Genomic DNA, 15,123 nt, shown 5'->3' on the forward strand with positions numbered 1-15,123 from the left:
TGGATGCCGGGATCAGCCGTTGCCCTGGGGCGGCTGCGAGGGGTCGCCCTTCGGCGGCTCGGAGGGGTCGGCCTTGCCGGGGTCGCAGGTGCCGCCCGTGACGAGCGTGGCGTCATCCAGACCCCAGCCCTTGGCGGACCAGCTGACCTGGACCTTCGCGTTCTCGACGCGGGTGGCGCCTTTCGGCACGACGGTCGGGTCGCTCGCATCGAGCTTCTTGCCGCTCCTGTCGTAGTAGACGACGCCGGAGCGGTCGGTGGAGGTACGCGCCTCGCCGTTGCTGGTCTTCCACCCGAGTTTGAGCTCGCTGCCGGCGACGCAGGAGTCGATACGAGCCGTCGCCTGCACCTGGTACGGGGCGCTGCCGGAGGCCGGCTTCACGACGCCGCGGTCGGAACGCGTCGGCCAGAGGTCGTGCTGGAAGTAGACGCCGATGTTCGGGTCGCTGTCGTAGACCGATGTGCCGTTGTCCCAGTTGTCGTAGACGACACGGTTGTTGCGCGGAGGCTTCGTCCCCTCCTGGATGCCGCTGATCTTCCACCGCGCGGTGTCGCCGCTCACGTCGGGCTTCGTCCCGACACGGAACGTATAGCCCTGCGGGGCGGAGGTGTCCTGCGCGGCGTCGATGCTCTGCTCGATCTGGTCGGAGCCGTAGCTCTTACCCTCGTAGACCGAATCGACGCACATGCGGACCGTGTAGGTCACCCCGTCGTCCTTCCCCGGGAACTCGCGGCGCGGCCCGTCGTCACCGACGCGGCACGAGCCGTCGATGGCGAAGCCGTAGCGCACCTCGGAACCGTCGCCGTTCTTCGACGCCGAACCGGTGGCGACGATCGTCACCTTGCCGCCGCCCTCGGGTTCGGACGTGAGCGTGAGGCCGAGCTGCTGCGGCTTGCCGACGCCGTGCGCGGTGAAGACGAGCGCCTGACCGCTCTGCGAGCCGCCGAGCCCCGGCGGCACGGTGAAGCGCGAGATCGGGGTGACCGTGATCTGCGTGGAGGAGTTGCTCCCGACCGGGAACGCGTCGACCGAGATGTTCTCCTGGTTGCGGCCGATGTCGACGGTGCGCTTCTGCCCCGCGGCGCTGACGATCTCGAGGGAGCCGGTCTCGGCGGAGTCGATGCCGCGGATGGCGAGATCCGCGACGTCTCCGTCACCCCCGTTGTTCACGGGCGCGAAGTCGCCCGACTTCGGCCTGTCGGGGGAGGCGTAGGCCCATGCCGTCGTGCGCACGGCGCCGCGCGACTCGCCGACGCTGTTCACCGCCGTCACCACGTACTCGCGCTGCTCGCCGTTCGGGGCCGAGATCACGGGGCACCCGCCATCGGGGCCGCACTGCGCGACGACCTCGCCGCCGGAGCGGACCGTGAACCCGCTGAGCGCCGGGTAGGCGCGACGGGCCTCGCCCGGATCGACGCGGAGCGTCAGCGAGCCGTCGGCGAAAGCCGTCTGCCGCACGCTCGCGGGCGAACGGGGGTAACCGAGCAGGTCGAGCACGACACGGGCATCGCGCGTGGACGCGGTCGAGCGCCCCTGGGCGTCGCGGAGCGTGACGCTGGTGCTGCAGGTGGCGCCGGGGGCGTCGGCCGTCCACGAAGCGACGACGCTCGACGCCGAGCCGACCGCGAAGGTCACGCCCGTGCACGCCGCCGTGGGCCGCACGTCCACGACCTCGAGCGGCGTCCGCGGCAGCGGGTTGACCTCACCGCTGATGCCGATGACGTCGATCGAGCAGCTCGAGCCCTGAGCCTGCGAGCACTGCGACGACGTCGTTCCGCCCTGGGGCAGCGTCGAGGGCGCCGCGCCGACGCGGAGGACGAGCCGCGCGGGGGCGACGGCGTTGTGACTGGTGACGGAGATGACGGCGGCGTTGTCGGTGCCGGGCACGGAGCGGTCGGCGCCGACCACCGTCACGACCGATCCGTCGAGCGAGACCTGGAACGCGGAGCCGCTGTAGTCGAGGGCGTACCGGATCCCGGCCCAGTCCTCACGCCCCAGCTGCCACGAGGTCATGTTGCGCAGGTCGAAGGTGGCCGTCTCACCGGGGCCCACCGTGAGCGAACCCGGGCGCAGCTCCGGCTGCGGATCGCGGGCGACCACCCCGATGGGCACCGAGAGCACGGTCCAGTCCTGCGTCCCCGCCACCCGCACGGGCACCTGGCACGCGTCTGTCCACGGCGAGCCCGTCCCGGCGTCGTACTGCACGACCGACCCGGTGACGGAGCAGCGCCCCTCGGCGCGGACGCCGGTGGTCGAGACGTCGGTGCCGACCTCGAGCGCGGCCCGACGGGGAAGGGCGACGAGGGATGCCATGTCGAACTGCACCGAGGCCAGCTCATCGACCCGCTGCGCCGACCCGGGGCGAAGCGCGAGGGTCAGGTCGTCGTCGCCCGGCACGCGGAGGAACGCGTAGGTCGTGACGTCGGCGTCGCCGACACGGCCCGTGATCGCGAACGGGATGACGCGACGGGTCGCGGGCAGCTCGCCCGAGATGCGCCGGCCGTCGAGGCGCACGTCGGTGGGCTGCCCCCACAGCGCCACCTCGAGGTCGCCGACCTCACCGCCGGACCAGGTCGCGCGGCCCGCGATCACGTCGACCCCGGTGGTGAAGTCGTCGCGGTTCTCGACCGTGAGCACGGTGTCGGTCACCACGGGGTAATCGGGCACGCTCTCGCGCACCACCTTGACCACGATGAGTCCGCGCCCGGTGTTGCCGGAATCGGACTCCACGTCGTACAGGAACGACATCGTGCCGGGCTCGTCGCCCGCGCGCAGGACCACGCCGGTGTCGCTGACGCTGTCGACGAACCCGTCGAGTCGCGCGTACTCCGGGTTGGCGCTGCCGTCGACGAGCGTCTCGGGAAGGTCGGGCCGCACCGCCGTGAGCGTCAGTCGCCCCTGCGTGGGATCGATGTCGTTCGCGAGCGGACTGACCCGGATCGTGCGGTCTCCCCCGGCCTGCACCTGCACGTAGTCGGTGAAGGTGATCGGACTCGGGTTGGCCTCGGCATCCAGGATTCCGATGCGCACGGTGCCCTCGCCCGTGGCGCCCGAGGAGTCGGCCACGCGGTAGCGGAACGACACCTGCCCCCGGTCGCCCGGCACGGACGAGTAGACGATCGACGACCCGTCCGGGGAGACGGATGCCGTGCCCCGGTCGGGCTGGGCGACGATGCGGTCGAGCGAGACGGCGTCACCGTCGGGGTCGACGCCGAATCCCTGGAAATCGATCGTCGTCGTGCCTCCGCTGAGGACGCGCCCCTGGAGGGTGTCGGGGAGGGGCGCCCGATTGGCCTCGCCGCCGAGGACCGTGATGCGCACGGTCGCCTCGTCCCAGAGGGCGGGCGTACCGGTGGTGTAGACGCGGTACGTCACCTCGTAGGAGCCGGGCGTGGTCGGCGCCAGATAGCGCAGCACGCCGCCCGACGCGAAGGCGAGCGCGTCGCTCGCCGGCTGCGCCTGCACGCTGGAGGGGTCGAGGCTCGGTCGCCCTCCGGCCGGCGAGATGTCGTTGTCGAGCACCGGGATGTCGATCTGCGCCCCCGCGCGCACCGTGACGGTGTCGTCGACGGCGATCGGCGCGATCTCGGGAGCCGGTGGGAGAAGGTAGACGGTCGCCTCGCCGCTCACGCGGGAGCCCTCGTCGTCGGTTCCGTCGCTGACGGTGTAGTCGACGGTACCGAGCAGCCCCGCGCCGCCGTCGGCGGTGGAGCCCGAGACGCGCAGATCGTTCTGCCCGACGGTGTCGACGGTGAGGGAGGCCCCCTCCTCGGCCGCGGGCGTCACGTCGCTGAGCAGCAGCACGCGGCCGGTGGGGTTGGACACCGCGCTGAACACGTCGAGGGTCGCATCCTCCTGCGGGCGCACGAAGGCCACGACGGGGGCGGTCGACAACTGGGCGGGCGCGTCGGCGGGGAGGAGCGTGATGCGAGCCGTCCCCGTGGCGTCGCGACCCCCGGCGTTGACGGTGAAGTCGACGCGGTACACACCGGGCTCGGATGCCGTGAAGTCGAACACCGTGCTGCCGCCGACCACGGTCGCGGTCGCGGCGGCATCGTCGAGGACGCGGACCGAGCCGAGGGAGATCTCCCCGGCGGTGCCGGTGACGTGCGGGCCGACGTCGACGGCGAGGGAGGTGCCGACCGTGTCGACGGTGGCGAAGGACTGCACCGCGAGAGTGGGATCGGGAGCCACCCGGATGACGAGGGGCTTGGTCGTGGTGGCCCCTGCGGTGTCGGCGATCGTGACGTCGAGCTGGATGCTCTGTTCGCCGCCCGACCCGTCGTCGGCATGCTGGTAGACGACGTCTCCGCCGGGGGTGGCGGCGACCGTGCCGACGCCGCTCGGGTTGTCGACCGAGAGCAGCAGGAGCGGGTCTCCGTCGGGGTCTACCCAGCCGGGCAGGACGGGGACCGTGAGGGTGCCGCCGCGCGCGACCTCGGGGGTCGGCCACTGCTGCAGGCATTTGTCGGTGCCGCACCACCCCGGAGCGGCGTTCGACTCCGCCGGCGAGACCGTCAGGGTGACCGTGGTGGGTGCCGACGTGAGTCCGTCGGCCGTCGTGCCGTCGGTCACCGCGTAGCTGAACGTCGCGGTGCCGGTTGCTCCCGGCTCGACCCGCACCGCCAGGCGCTGACCGGAGTCGATGAGCGAGAGCCTGCCGAAGCCGGGATCGAGCCCGGTGACGCTCTCGGGCACGATGCTCAGCACGTCTTCGTTCGGATCGTGGTCGTTCAACAGCACCGGAAGGGTGTTGAGCCGCCCCGCCCGCACCCCGAAGGCATCGGGTTCGGCGATGGGCGGCTTGGGGTCGAGGACGACGCTCAGCTGCTCCTCGCTCTGGACGGCGGCCTCTTCGGTGCGGTCGTCGAGCGACCAGTTCTGACTGGATGCCACGAGGGCGCCGTCGGGCACCGTCCACACCCAGCCGGTGCGCGTCTCGTTCAGGATGACGGCGTGATCGGTCGCGACGAACACCGGGCGCCGCTGGTCGGGCATCGTGGCTCCGTCGTAGGCGAGGTCGGTCTCGCCCTGGTCCGACCGCCACAGGGTGCCCCGACTGTCGCCCGGGAGGAGCCAGGCGGCGTAGGTGACGCCCTGGTGGGTGAGCGGGCGCGCGGGCTGCCCGAGGATGTTGCCTCCCCCGCCCACCTCGCGCCGGGGTCCGGACCCGTCGGTCGGGATCGTCCAGAGCGACTGATCGTCGGCGACGAAGACGGCATCGGCTCCCGCGTCGGCGTCGCCGACCGAGACCTGGTCCCCCAGGTCGAGGTCGACCGGGTCGGTGCCCCGCATCCACACGCGGCCGGCCTCGGGATCCACGAGCACCCAGGTGTCGCCGGCCGCGGAGATCACCGGAGCGGTCACCGTCACGTCGAGGGCGTCGCGCGCGCGCACCTCGTCGGCGTCGATGTCGTACCGGATCACGGACTGGTCCACCGAGGAGTAGGCGAAGAGCATCCCCCGGTCGTCGAGGGCGATGGCATCCGCCGTGTACGACACGGCCTCGTCGTCACCGGCGGTTCCGAAGGGGTCGAGCTCGGCGGCGCGCTGACCCGCTTGGCTCAGCCGCCCCGCGAAGAGGGCTCCCGTGTCGGTGCGGTAGACGACGTAGTCGCCCGCCGTGGCGACCGAGGTGGTGCCGGGCGGGGTGTCGGGGGCGGCCTCGAGCTGGTCCTGCTCCAGGTCGACGGGCTGCGCCTCGTCGATGCGTGTGAGCTTGCTGTAGCTGTCGGTGAACAGGTACGCACCGTCGTGCGCCTGCGCCACCTGACTCGGATTGCCCGCGGTGCGCACCGTGTCGAGCTCGCCGACCGTCGTGTTCACGCGTGCGTAGCGCTGCCCCTCACCGGTCTGCAGCGCCCACACCGAGGTGTCGACCTCGGGGGTCTGCTGCGCGTCGAGGCCGGGCCACACGATGCTCGCGGTCACGACGAGGGTCGCGGCGACGAGGGTGGAGGCGAGCCCGACCAGCGTGCGGCGTTTCATCGCAGCACCCCCGTGGCGTAGAGCGCCGCGACGACGACCGCGCCGGCGGTGACGAGGGTCGCGGAGGCCAGCACCCAGGGCAGCGCCCGCGACGCGGTCGAGACCGGGGCCTGGATGTCGGTGTCTTCGTCACGTGCGTACCCGGTGATGCCCGAGGAGTCCCGCGTCTTGCGCGAGATCTCGCGCTCGATGCGCGAGCGTGCGGGGCCGCGGACGGTGCCGTCGGCGAAGTCGATGGAGCGGGCGGCGGGTGCCCACTCGGCCGCGGGGACCTCGAGCGGGGTCGCCGGCACGCCCATCTCGGCCTGCACCCCCTGCAGCGCCTCGCCGAAGGCGCGCGCGCTCGGGTAGCGCTGGGCGGGGTCGCGCGCCATGGCCTTCGCGAGGACGTCCTGCACCGACGGCGGGACGTCGGACCGGGAGATGGCCGTGTAGGAGGCGCGAGCGATGCGGCGGCGCAGCTGCTCGCGCGAGTTCTGCCCCTTCTCGCGCCGCTCGAACGGACTCTGCCCCGCCAGCAGCGAATAGACGGTGGCGCCCAGACTCCACACCTCGCTCGCGATCGTGCCGGCGGTCTGCTCCGCGACGACTTCGGGGGCGCTCCACGGCACGCTCATGGCGAGCATCTCATCGGCCCCCTGGCGCACGAGCGACGACGAGATGCCGAAGTCGGCCAGCACGGGGGCACCGAAGGTGGTGACGAGGATGTTGCTGGGCTTGACGTCGCGGTGGATGAGCCCCGCGTGGTGCGCCGACTCGAGAGCTCCGGCCATGCGCACGCCGATCGACAGCACCTCGGCCACCGGCATGCGCTCGACGCGGTAGCGCTGGGCGAGCGAGCCCGGGCAGAACTCCATCACGATGTACGGGCGCCCGTCGGCCGAGATGCCCGCCTGGTAGACCGTCACGATCGAGGGGTGCGCCGACAGGTGCGCGAGCACGTCGGCCTCGGCGTTGAACATGCGCAGCAGGTCGGTGTCGCGCACGTCGCTGGGGAGGACCTTCACCGCGACGTCGCGACGGGGCATGTCCTGCCCGTACAGGAAGACGTCGGCAAAACCGCCCGACCCCAGAGGACGGATGTAGGCCAGCCCGGGCAGGATGGGCGGCGACGACGGAAGCCGCTGCGGCATCGAGCCCCCTCCCCCGGACGACGCGCCCGCACCTCAGCGAGCGCACAACCCGTCGATGCTAACAAAGCAGTCTTCATCGGCCCTGCGCGTTGTGCACAGGTGACCGCAGGACACCGAGCGCGCTCAGGATGCCGGGGCGTCAGGCTCGCGCGGATCGAACGGCGCGTCGAGGGAGCGGGTGAGGTCGTCGAGCAGCGCTGCGATCTGCGGCTCGACGTACTCCGCCACGGCCGCTTGGATGCGCAGGCGATGGTGCAGGAGGATCGTGCACACCTCCCGCCCGATCATGTTCGCGTAGTCGTCGGCCAGACCGACCTCCTGCCGCAGCGCCGCCTTGGCGGCATCCGACAGGGGCGGGAGGGCCGGGATCTCGGCGTCCTCCTCCGCGGCGAGACCCGAGAGGGTGAACAGGAAGGGCGACCCGGGTTCGGGGTCGGGGTCCAGCGGCATCCCGTCGAACTCCGGTTCGAGCCCCTCGGCGGGCCGATACGAGCGGCGGCGATTGCGCTCGGCCTGCTGGTCGAGCTCGGCCTGCAGCATCGGGAGGTTGCGCGAGGTGTAGTCGGCGACGGCGTGGTCGACGATGCCCTTCACGCGCGTCGAGAGACCGTGCTGCACCCCGTGCGGAACGTCGGAGCCCAGCCCCGCGGCGGACAGGACCGGCGAGCCGAAGCACCGGCGACACGGGGCGACGCGACCGCGATGGTTCGCGGGCTCCCAGCGCGGCAGCCATCGCAGCCAGGCATCCACGGCCTGGCTGACCTGGCTTTCGAGCGACCGCTCCACGGCGCCTACGTTAGTGCGACACGCCCGGGCACGTGGGGATGCCACGGCGCGGAGGCGCCAGGACGTCCGGACGGGAGTGCCGGATCGGCCGCGCGTGATCATCAGGGGGCGTCTTCGTCGTCCTCCCACCGCCATCGGGGCCCCTCGGACCGGGTCCGGCACAGGAACACCCCGAGAAGGCCGGCGAGCAGCCCGGCCGCCGCGACCACGGGCCCGGGAAAGCCCAGCACGACGCTCCCGGCAGCGGCGAAACCGCGTGCCGGGTCTGCTCCGCTGACGACCGCGCCGACGACGATCCCTGCGGCCTCGCCGACGAATGCCGCGATGGCGCACGGAACCGCGGTGAGGTATCCCGGCGGGTCCGCCCGCAGGCCCCACAGGAGCACCCCGGCGAACAGGGCGAGAGCGGCGACCTGCCCGATGACGCCGGGGATCGAGCCGAGCCCGCGGACGGGGATGACGTCGGCGTCCAACGCGAGGCTCGCCACCCCGAGCCCGCCGATCGAGAGGGCGATGAAGGTGACCGCCGCGAAGACGACCGCGACCGGCGGGGTGACCCCCGCCGGTCGCGGCTCGTTCGTCATGGCATCCGTGTCGATCTCAGCGCTGCGAGAGCTGAGGACCGGCCTCGAGCGTGCGCTCGTACTCGCGCTGCGCTTCAGCGTTGATGTCGGTCACGCGGCGACCCCGTGCCGAGACCCAGGCGCCGAACCAGATGGTGAGCTCGCGCCCCAGCACGAAGGCCACGATCGCCAGCGGCGCAAGGACGTTGTTCTGCAGCAGGTCGAGCGACTCGCTCGAGGTGATGCGCCAGAAGGGGGCGGCGAACAGCACGCCCAGCAGGTGCCCCGCCCAGGCGATGACGCCGACGACCAGACCCCACACCACCCAGTGACCCCAGCGACCCCGGTTGATGAGGGCGCCCAGGAACCAGAAGCCGAGGAAGAACGCCACGGTCGGCACCCACAGGCCCGCGGTGGCGAGCGCCGCCAGCGCCTCGCCTCCGAGCTCCGAGACGCCGAAGGCGCCGGTCAGCAGGCCGAGGCCGAGCGTCGCCGCAAGGTAGAGCACCGCGAAGACGACGGCGGCGAGCAGGCCGATCGCGCCGGCGGCGCCGCGGTTGCCGCGCGGACGCGGCGCCTCGGGAGCCTGCACGAAGATGGGCTGCGGTGCCCCGACGGCACGGGTGGGCTCGTCGGCGACGGGCGTCGCGGTCGTGGCGGACGCGCCCGCGGCGGTCCCTGCGACCCCCGCGGCGACGGCCGGTGCGACCGTCGTCGGCGCGTCGTCGTGACGGGGCGCCTCGGTCTCGGCGGTCGCGTATCGTGCGGTGGGCGCGTCGTGCTCGGGTTCGGCCGACGCGGCGTAGGCGGCCCAGCGTGCGTCCTCGTCGTCCAGATCGACGGATGACGTGCGCCCGGCGGCGGCGGAGGCCTGGGGCTCGACGGGAGACGCATCGTGCACGACCGGAGCCGTGTGCTCGCTCCGGGCGTCGCGCAGTGCGGCGGCCTCGTCGCGCTCGTGTGCCTCGCGCTCGTCCCAGGCGGCCTGGGCCGCGTCGCTGTCGACGGCGTCGCGCTGCGCGGCCTCGGCGTCGGCGAGGCCCTCGTGGGCGCGCCCGACCACGTCGTGCGCGTCGTCACGGGGCTCGGCGACGGGGTCTCCGTACGAGTTCGTGGGCTCAGCGACGGGGTCGCCGTGCGGCTGGTGGTCGCTCATGGGGTCTCCTCACGCGGTGCTTGCGCCGCAAGGCTAACCCGCGCCCGGCGTGTCGCCCGGAAGGCGTGCCGTGGATGTGCGTCTCGCCTGAGTCCGATGAGACGCCTAGGCTGAACGCATGCCCGGTCGCCTGACTCGCACGGCCCTCGTCGCCGCGATCGTCGGCGCGGCCGCGCTCGGCACGACGGCGTGCGCGCCCTCGGCCGACGAGGCGTCTCCGCAGGAGTCGGCGCCGGTCGTCTCGACCAGTCCCACCCCGATCCCCACCATCACGCAGACCGCGACGGCCGTGCGCATCCCCGCGGACTGCCGCGCGATGCTCTCCGCCGACGTCCTCTCGCAGCTCGGGACGGTGCCGCTCAACGACCCCTCGCTGGGGCCGTCCGGCGTGCAGTCGGACGGATCGCTGATCTGCATCTGGCGCGACCCCGCCGCCGACACCACGAGCCTGATGACGACCATCTCGCGCGTGGACCGAGGCCCCGCCCTCGACATGCTCAACGACCTGGTGACCACCCAGGGCTTCAGCTGCTACACGCCCGATGAGGGCACCCGCTGCGAGAAGACCTGGATCAACGACACCTACCCCGTCAACGACGGTCGCACCCTCTTCTGGCGCGACGACGTGCTGGTCGACACCCAGTACTCCAACCTCGCCCCGACCGGCTACACCGCGAGCATCATCTCCTCGGTCTTCGGCTGATCGCGCGACGGCCTGCGCTCACTCCCCGAAGAACGCGTGGGATGCCACGGTCGCGGCGTACGCGTCCGGCATCCAGCCCGTGAGGGTCGACGAGACCCAGCGATCCCCGCGCAGGTCGTGGACCTCGAGGACGTCGCCGGTCGCGCGTTCGCAGTGTGTGACATCGCCGTCGGCCGCGCAGCCGAATCCCTGCGCGGCGAGCGTCGCCTGCGCCGCGGCCGCCCCCTCGGGCGTGACCGTCGAGACGGTCGTCTCCACGAAACGCCCGTCGACGCCGCGCCAGTGGCAGGTGACGACGACGGTGGGACTCGCGGCCGCCACCGCCTCGGGGGTCGAGAGCGGGACGGTGCGGCGCTGCCACAGCAACGCCTCGGGCGACCACACCAGGGACGACCACAGGGGCTGAGAGTAGAGGTGGCGGCAGTCGCCCGCGGGCTCCGCGGCAGGGGCCGCGGTGGCCGTCGGCGTATCGGTCGTCGCGCGCAGGGTGTCGCCCACGAAGCTCACGGCGGTCGGGATGCCGGGCGCGGCGAGGATCCCCAGCGCCGCCACGGCCGCGGCGCAGAAGATGCCAGCCGGCCATGCCAACCACAGGCTGCGTCCACCGATTCGGGCCATGGTTTCCTCCGCATCCACGGTAGGCGCACACCCCCGGCGCACCCTCCCCTCGACACGCCGCGTCCCGGTCCCGACACCCGCGCGACACGCCGCCGGCACGACGCGACACCGGCGTCGTCCACGCGAGACGCTCCGCACGCACGACGAAGGCCCCCGGCGCGAGCCGGGGGCCTTCGGGGTGATCAGGATGCCGCGCCGAGGCGTGGCATCCGTCGATCAGGGTGGAGCCGGCGAGCGGCTCCACCCCGCGATCAGTTGTAGGTGCCGGGCGTGAAGTCGTCCGTCGAGAAGCTGTCGAAGTCGACGTAGCTCAGGTCGGCGTCGGAGTACGCACCGTCGGACGCGAAGATGCGGTTGGGGTACCGCTCGCTCTTCGCCTCTTCCGTCGCCTCGACCGTGACGTTGCGGTACTTCGCAAGACCGGTTCCGGCGGGGATGAGCTTTCCGATGATGACGTTCTCCTTGAGGCCGACGAGCGGGTCGCTCTTGCCCTCCATGGCCGCCTGCGTCAGGACGCGGGTGGTCTCCTGGAACGACGCGGCCGACAGCCACGACTCGGTCGCCAGCGACGCCTTGGTGATACCCATCAGCTCGGGACGACCCGACGCGGGGCGCTTGCCCTCGCCGACCGTCTCGCGGTTGATGGTCTGATAGCGCTTGAAGTCCACCATCTCACCGGGCAGCAGGTCGGTGTCGCCGTGGTCGACGACGGTGACCTTGCGGAGCATCTGTCGGACGATGACCTCGATGTGCTTGTCGTGGATCGGCACACCCTGCGAGCGGTACACGCCCTGGACGCCGTTGACGAGGTACTTCTGCACCTCGCGGGCACCCTGCACGCGCATGACCTCCTTGGGGTCGAGCGTTCCGACCTGGAGGGGCTCACCCACCGAGACGTGCTGGCCGTCCTCGACCAGGAGCGTCGCGCGCTTCAGGACGGGGTAGACCACCGGCTCGTCGCCGTTGTCGGGCGTGAGGATGACCTTCTTGGCCTTGTCGGTCTCGTCGATCGTGATGCGACCGTCGGCCTCGGCGATCGGGGACGCACCCTTGGGGGTACGCGCCTCGAACAGCTCCTGCACGCGGGGCAGACCCTGCGTGATGTCGTCCGCCGACGCGGAACCACCGGTGTGGAAGGTACGCATCGTCAGCTGGGTACCGGGCTCACCGATCGACTGGGCCGCGATGATGCCGACGGCCTCGCCGATGTCGACGATCTTTCCGGTCGCGAGCGAACGGCCGTAGCACTTCGCGCAGACACCGACGGCCGAGTCGCAGGTCAGCACGGAGCGGACCTTGATCGTCTCGACGCCACCGGCGACCAGCTTGTCGATGAGCACGTCGCCCACGTCGTCGCCGGCCTCGGCCAGCACGGTGCCCTGCGCGTCGACGACCGCCGTGGCGAGCGTGCGGGCGAACACCGAGTTCTCGACGTTGGCGTCCTTGACCAGCGAACCGGTCGAGTCGGCCGCGGCGATCGGGAGCTCGAGGCCCTTCGACGTGCCGCAGTCCTCCTCGCGGATGATGACATCCTGCGAGACGTCGACGAGACGACGCGTCAGGTACCCCGAGTCGGCCGTACGGAGGGCCGTGTCGGCCAGACCCTTACGGGCACCGTGCGTCGCGATGAAGTACTCGGCGACCGACAGACCCTCGCGGTACGAGGAGATGATCGGACGCGGGATGATCTCACCCTTGGGGTTGTTCACCAGGCCGCGCATACCCGCGATGTTGCGGATCTGCAGCCAGTTACCACGGGCGCCCGACGAGACCATGCGGTTGATGGTGTTGTCGGCGGGGAAGTTGTCCCGCATGGCCTTCTGGACCTCGTCGGTCGCCTCGGTCCAGATCTTGATGAGCTCCTGACGACGCTCGGCGTCGGTGGTGAGACCCTTCTCGTACTGGCCCTGGACCTTCGCGGCCTGCTTCTCGTAGCCCGCGACGATCTCCGCCTTGTTCGGCGGGGTGAGGATGTCGCTCAGCGCCACGGTGACACCCGAACGGGTGGCCCAGTAGAAACCGGCGTCCTTGATGCGGTCGAGCGATGCAGCGACCTCCACCTTGGGGTACTCCTCGGCGAGCTTGTTGACGATCTGCGACAGCTTGCCCTTGTCGGCCTGCTCGCGAACGAACGGGTAGCCCTTGGGGAGCGTGTCGTTGAAGATCGCCTGGCCGAGCGAGGCGTCGACGAGACCGTGGGTCTCGTAGCCCTCGGGCGCCTGGCCCTCGAGGAACGTCAGTCCGGGGATGCGGATGCGCGCCTTGGCCTGCAGGTCGAGGGTGCCCTCGTCCTTGGCCAGGATCGCCTCGCCCACCGAACCGAACGCACGGCCCTCGCCCACAGCACCCTCCTTGAGGGTGGTGAGGTGGTGCAGACCGATGATCATGTCCTGCGAGGGCAGGGTCACCGGGCGGCCGTCCGACGGCTTGAGGATGTTGTTCGAGGCGAGCATCAGCACGCGGGCCTCGGCCTGGGCCTCGACCGACAGGGGCAGGTGAACGGCCATCTGGTCACCGTCGAAGTCGGCGTTGAACGCCGCGCACACGAGCGGGTGCAGCTGGATCGCCTTGCCCTCGACGAGCTGGGGCTCGAACGCCTGGATGCCGAGACGGTGCAGGGTGGGTGCACGGTTCAGCAGCACGGGGCGCTCGCGGATGATCTCCTCGAGCACGTCCCAGACCTCGGGACGGTAGCGCTCGACGGCGCGCTTGGCGGCCTTGATGTTCTGCGAGTGACCGAGGTCGATCAGGCGCTTGATCACGAACGGCTTGAACAGCTCGAGAGCCATCTGCTTGGGCAGACCGCACTGGTGGAGCTTGAGCTGGGGTCCGACGATGATGACGGAACGGCCCGAGTAGTCCACGCGCTTTCCGAGCAGGTTCTGGCGGAAGCGACCCTGCTTTCCCTTGAGCATGTCGCTCAGGGACTTCAGGGCGCGGTTGCCGGTACCGGTGACGGGGCGACCGCGGCGGCCGTTGTCGAACAGCGCGTCGACGGCCTCCTGCAGCATGCGCTTCTCGTTGTTGACGATGATCTCGGGGGCACCGAGGTCGATCAGGCGACGGAGGCGGTTGTTGCGGTTGATCACGCGACGGTAGAGGTCGTTCAGGTCGGAGGTCGCGAAGCGGCCACCGTCGAGCTGCACCATCGGACGAAGCTCCGGCGGGATCACCGGGACGACGTCGAGCACCATCGAGGCCGGCGACATGCCGGTCTGCAGGAACGAGTTGACGACCTTCAGGCGCTTGATCGCGCGGATCTTGCGCTGACCCTTGCCCTCGGAGATCTGCAGGTGGAGGCTGTCGGCCTCGGCCTGCAGGTCGAAGGTCTCCAGGCGACGCTTGATCGACTCCGCGCCCATGTGGGCCTCGAAGTACTGGCCGAAGCGGTCCTGGAGCTCGTGGAACACGTCGTCCTCGGGCTTCAGGGCGCCGACCTCGAGCGTGCGGAAGTCCTCCCACACGCGCTCGAGCTTGGCGATCTGCTCGTCCGCGTTCTTGCGGGCCGCCGTCATGTCCTTCTCGGCGGCGTCCTTGACCTTCTTCTTCTGGTCGGCCTTGGCACCCTCCGCCTCGAGAGCGGCGAGCTCCTCCTCGAGCTTGGCGAGGCGAGCGGCGACGCGGGCGTCGCGGCGGTCGCCGAGCGTCTTCAGCTCGAGACGGATGTTGTTCTCCTGCGTGGCCAGGTCGCGGTGACGAGCATCCTCGTCGACCGAGATGACCATGTAGGCGGCGAAGTAGATGACCTTCTCGAGGTCCTTCGGCGCCATGTCGAGCAGGTAGCCGAGGCGCGAGGGCACGCCCTTGAAGTACCAGATGTGCGTGACGGGCGCGGCGAGCTCGATGTGGCCCATGCGCTCACGGCGGACCGAGGACTTGGTGACCTCGACGCCGCAGCGCTCGCAGACGATGCCCTTGAAGCGGACGCGCTTGTACTTGCCGCAGGCGCACTCCCAGTCGCGGGAGGGTCCGAAGATCTGCTCGCCGAAGAGGCCGTCCTTCTCGGGCTTCAGCGTGCGGTAGTTGATCGTCTCGGGCTTCTTGACCTCACCGAAGGACCAACGACGGATGTCGTCGGCGGTGGCCAGACCGATACGGATCTGATCGAAAGTGGTTGATTCGAGCACTGGTTCTCCTGTGTCGGAATTCTCTGAAATCTGAGCTGGGTCGCTGAGC

8 protein-coding genes are annotated in these 15,123 nt (G+C 71.1%); 1 reads left to right on the plus strand and 7 read right to left on the minus strand.

Annotated elements, in window-relative coordinates:
- Positions 1–12 precede the first annotated feature (12 nt).
- The 5 genes from AB0N82_RS01285 to AB0N82_RS01305 all read right to left on the minus strand — a co-directional run bounded on the left by AB0N82_RS01285 (position 13) and on the right by AB0N82_RS01305 (position 9,626).
- Positions 13–5,988 carry an Ig-like domain-containing protein gene (locus AB0N82_RS01285; RefSeq protein WP_363387169.1) on the minus strand — a complete coding sequence of 1,992 codons (5,976 nt, stop codon included), beginning with the start codon at positions 5,986–5,988 and terminating at the stop codon, positions 13–15.
- On the minus strand, positions 5,985–7,121 hold the full coding sequence (locus tag AB0N82_RS01290) for a serine/threonine-protein kinase (protein WP_363387172.1): 1,137 nt from the start codon (positions 7,119–7,121) through the stop codon (positions 5,985–5,987). The genes AB0N82_RS01285 and AB0N82_RS01290 overlap by 4 nt, the downstream gene beginning before the upstream one ends.
- Positions 7,122–7,244: 123 nt before the next feature.
- A complete protein-coding gene (locus AB0N82_RS01295; RefSeq protein ID WP_315993657.1) occupies positions 7,245–7,907 on the minus strand; it encodes a spermidine/putrescine ABC transporter substrate-binding protein in 663 nt (220 codons plus the stop codon).
- 101 nt (positions 7,908–8,008) lie between these two features.
- The gene (locus AB0N82_RS01300) at positions 8,009–8,491 is read right to left on the minus strand and encodes a hypothetical protein (RefSeq protein ID WP_363387176.1); all 483 of its coding nucleotides are present in this window, start codon (positions 8,489–8,491) and stop codon (positions 8,009–8,011) included.
- A gap of 16 nt (positions 8,492–8,507) precedes the next feature.
- Positions 8,508–9,626, minus strand: a complete 1,119-nt coding sequence (locus tag AB0N82_RS01305; RefSeq protein ID WP_363387179.1) for an ABC transporter — start codon at positions 9,624–9,626, stop codon at positions 8,508–8,510.
- 118 nt (positions 9,627–9,744) lie between these two features.
- On the opposite strand from AB0N82_RS01305, the gene AB0N82_RS01310 reads away from it, so the two are divergent.
- Positions 9,745–10,329 carry a hypothetical protein gene (locus AB0N82_RS01310; protein WP_315993660.1) on the plus strand — a complete coding sequence of 195 codons (585 nt, stop codon included), beginning with the start codon at positions 9,745–9,747 and terminating at the stop codon, positions 10,327–10,329.
- Between the two features lie 18 nt (positions 10,330–10,347).
- On the opposite strand, the gene AB0N82_RS01315 is transcribed toward AB0N82_RS01310, so the two are convergent.
- Together AB0N82_RS01315 and rpoC are read right to left on the minus strand one after the other, a co-directional pair.
- A complete protein-coding gene (locus AB0N82_RS01315) occupies positions 10,348–10,947 on the minus strand; it encodes a hypothetical protein (protein WP_363387184.1) in 600 nt (199 codons plus the stop codon).
- A gap of 251 nt (positions 10,948–11,198) precedes the next feature.
- Entirely contained in the window at positions 11,199–15,074 is a 3,876-nt protein-coding gene (gene rpoC / locus AB0N82_RS01320; protein WP_315993662.1) for a DNA-directed RNA polymerase subunit beta', read from the minus strand.
- Positions 15,075–15,123: the final 49 nt, after the last annotated feature.

This window comes from Microbacterium sp. NPDC089186, from assembly GCF_040685115.1.
Lineage (GTDB): Bacteria > Actinomycetota > Actinomycetes > Actinomycetales > Microbacteriaceae > Microbacterium > Microbacterium galbum.

Bases quoted from the DNA above. Each gene is read 5' to 3' on its own strand.
- AB0N82_RS01285 (WP_363387169.1), bottom strand. From the start codon at position 5,988: ATGAAACGCCGCACGCTGGTCGGGCTCGCCTCCACCCTCGTCGCCGCG.
- AB0N82_RS01300 (WP_363387176.1), bottom strand. From the start codon at position 8,491: ATGACGAACGAGCCGCGACCGGCGGGGGTCACCCCGCCGGTCGCGGTC.
- AB0N82_RS01290 (WP_363387172.1), bottom strand. From the start codon at position 7,121: ATGCCGCAGCGGCTTCCGTCGTCGCCGCCCATCCTGCCCGGGCTGGCC.
- AB0N82_RS01315 (WP_363387184.1), bottom strand. From the start codon at position 10,947: ATGGCCCGAATCGGTGGACGCAGCCTGTGGTTGGCATGGCCGGCTGGC.
- AB0N82_RS01310 (WP_315993660.1), top strand. From the start codon at position 9,745: ATGCCCGGTCGCCTGACTCGCACGGCCCTCGTCGCCGCGATCGTCGGC.
- AB0N82_RS01305 (WP_363387179.1), bottom strand. From the start codon at position 9,626: ATGAGCGACCACCAGCCGCACGGCGACCCCGTCGCTGAGCCCACGAAC.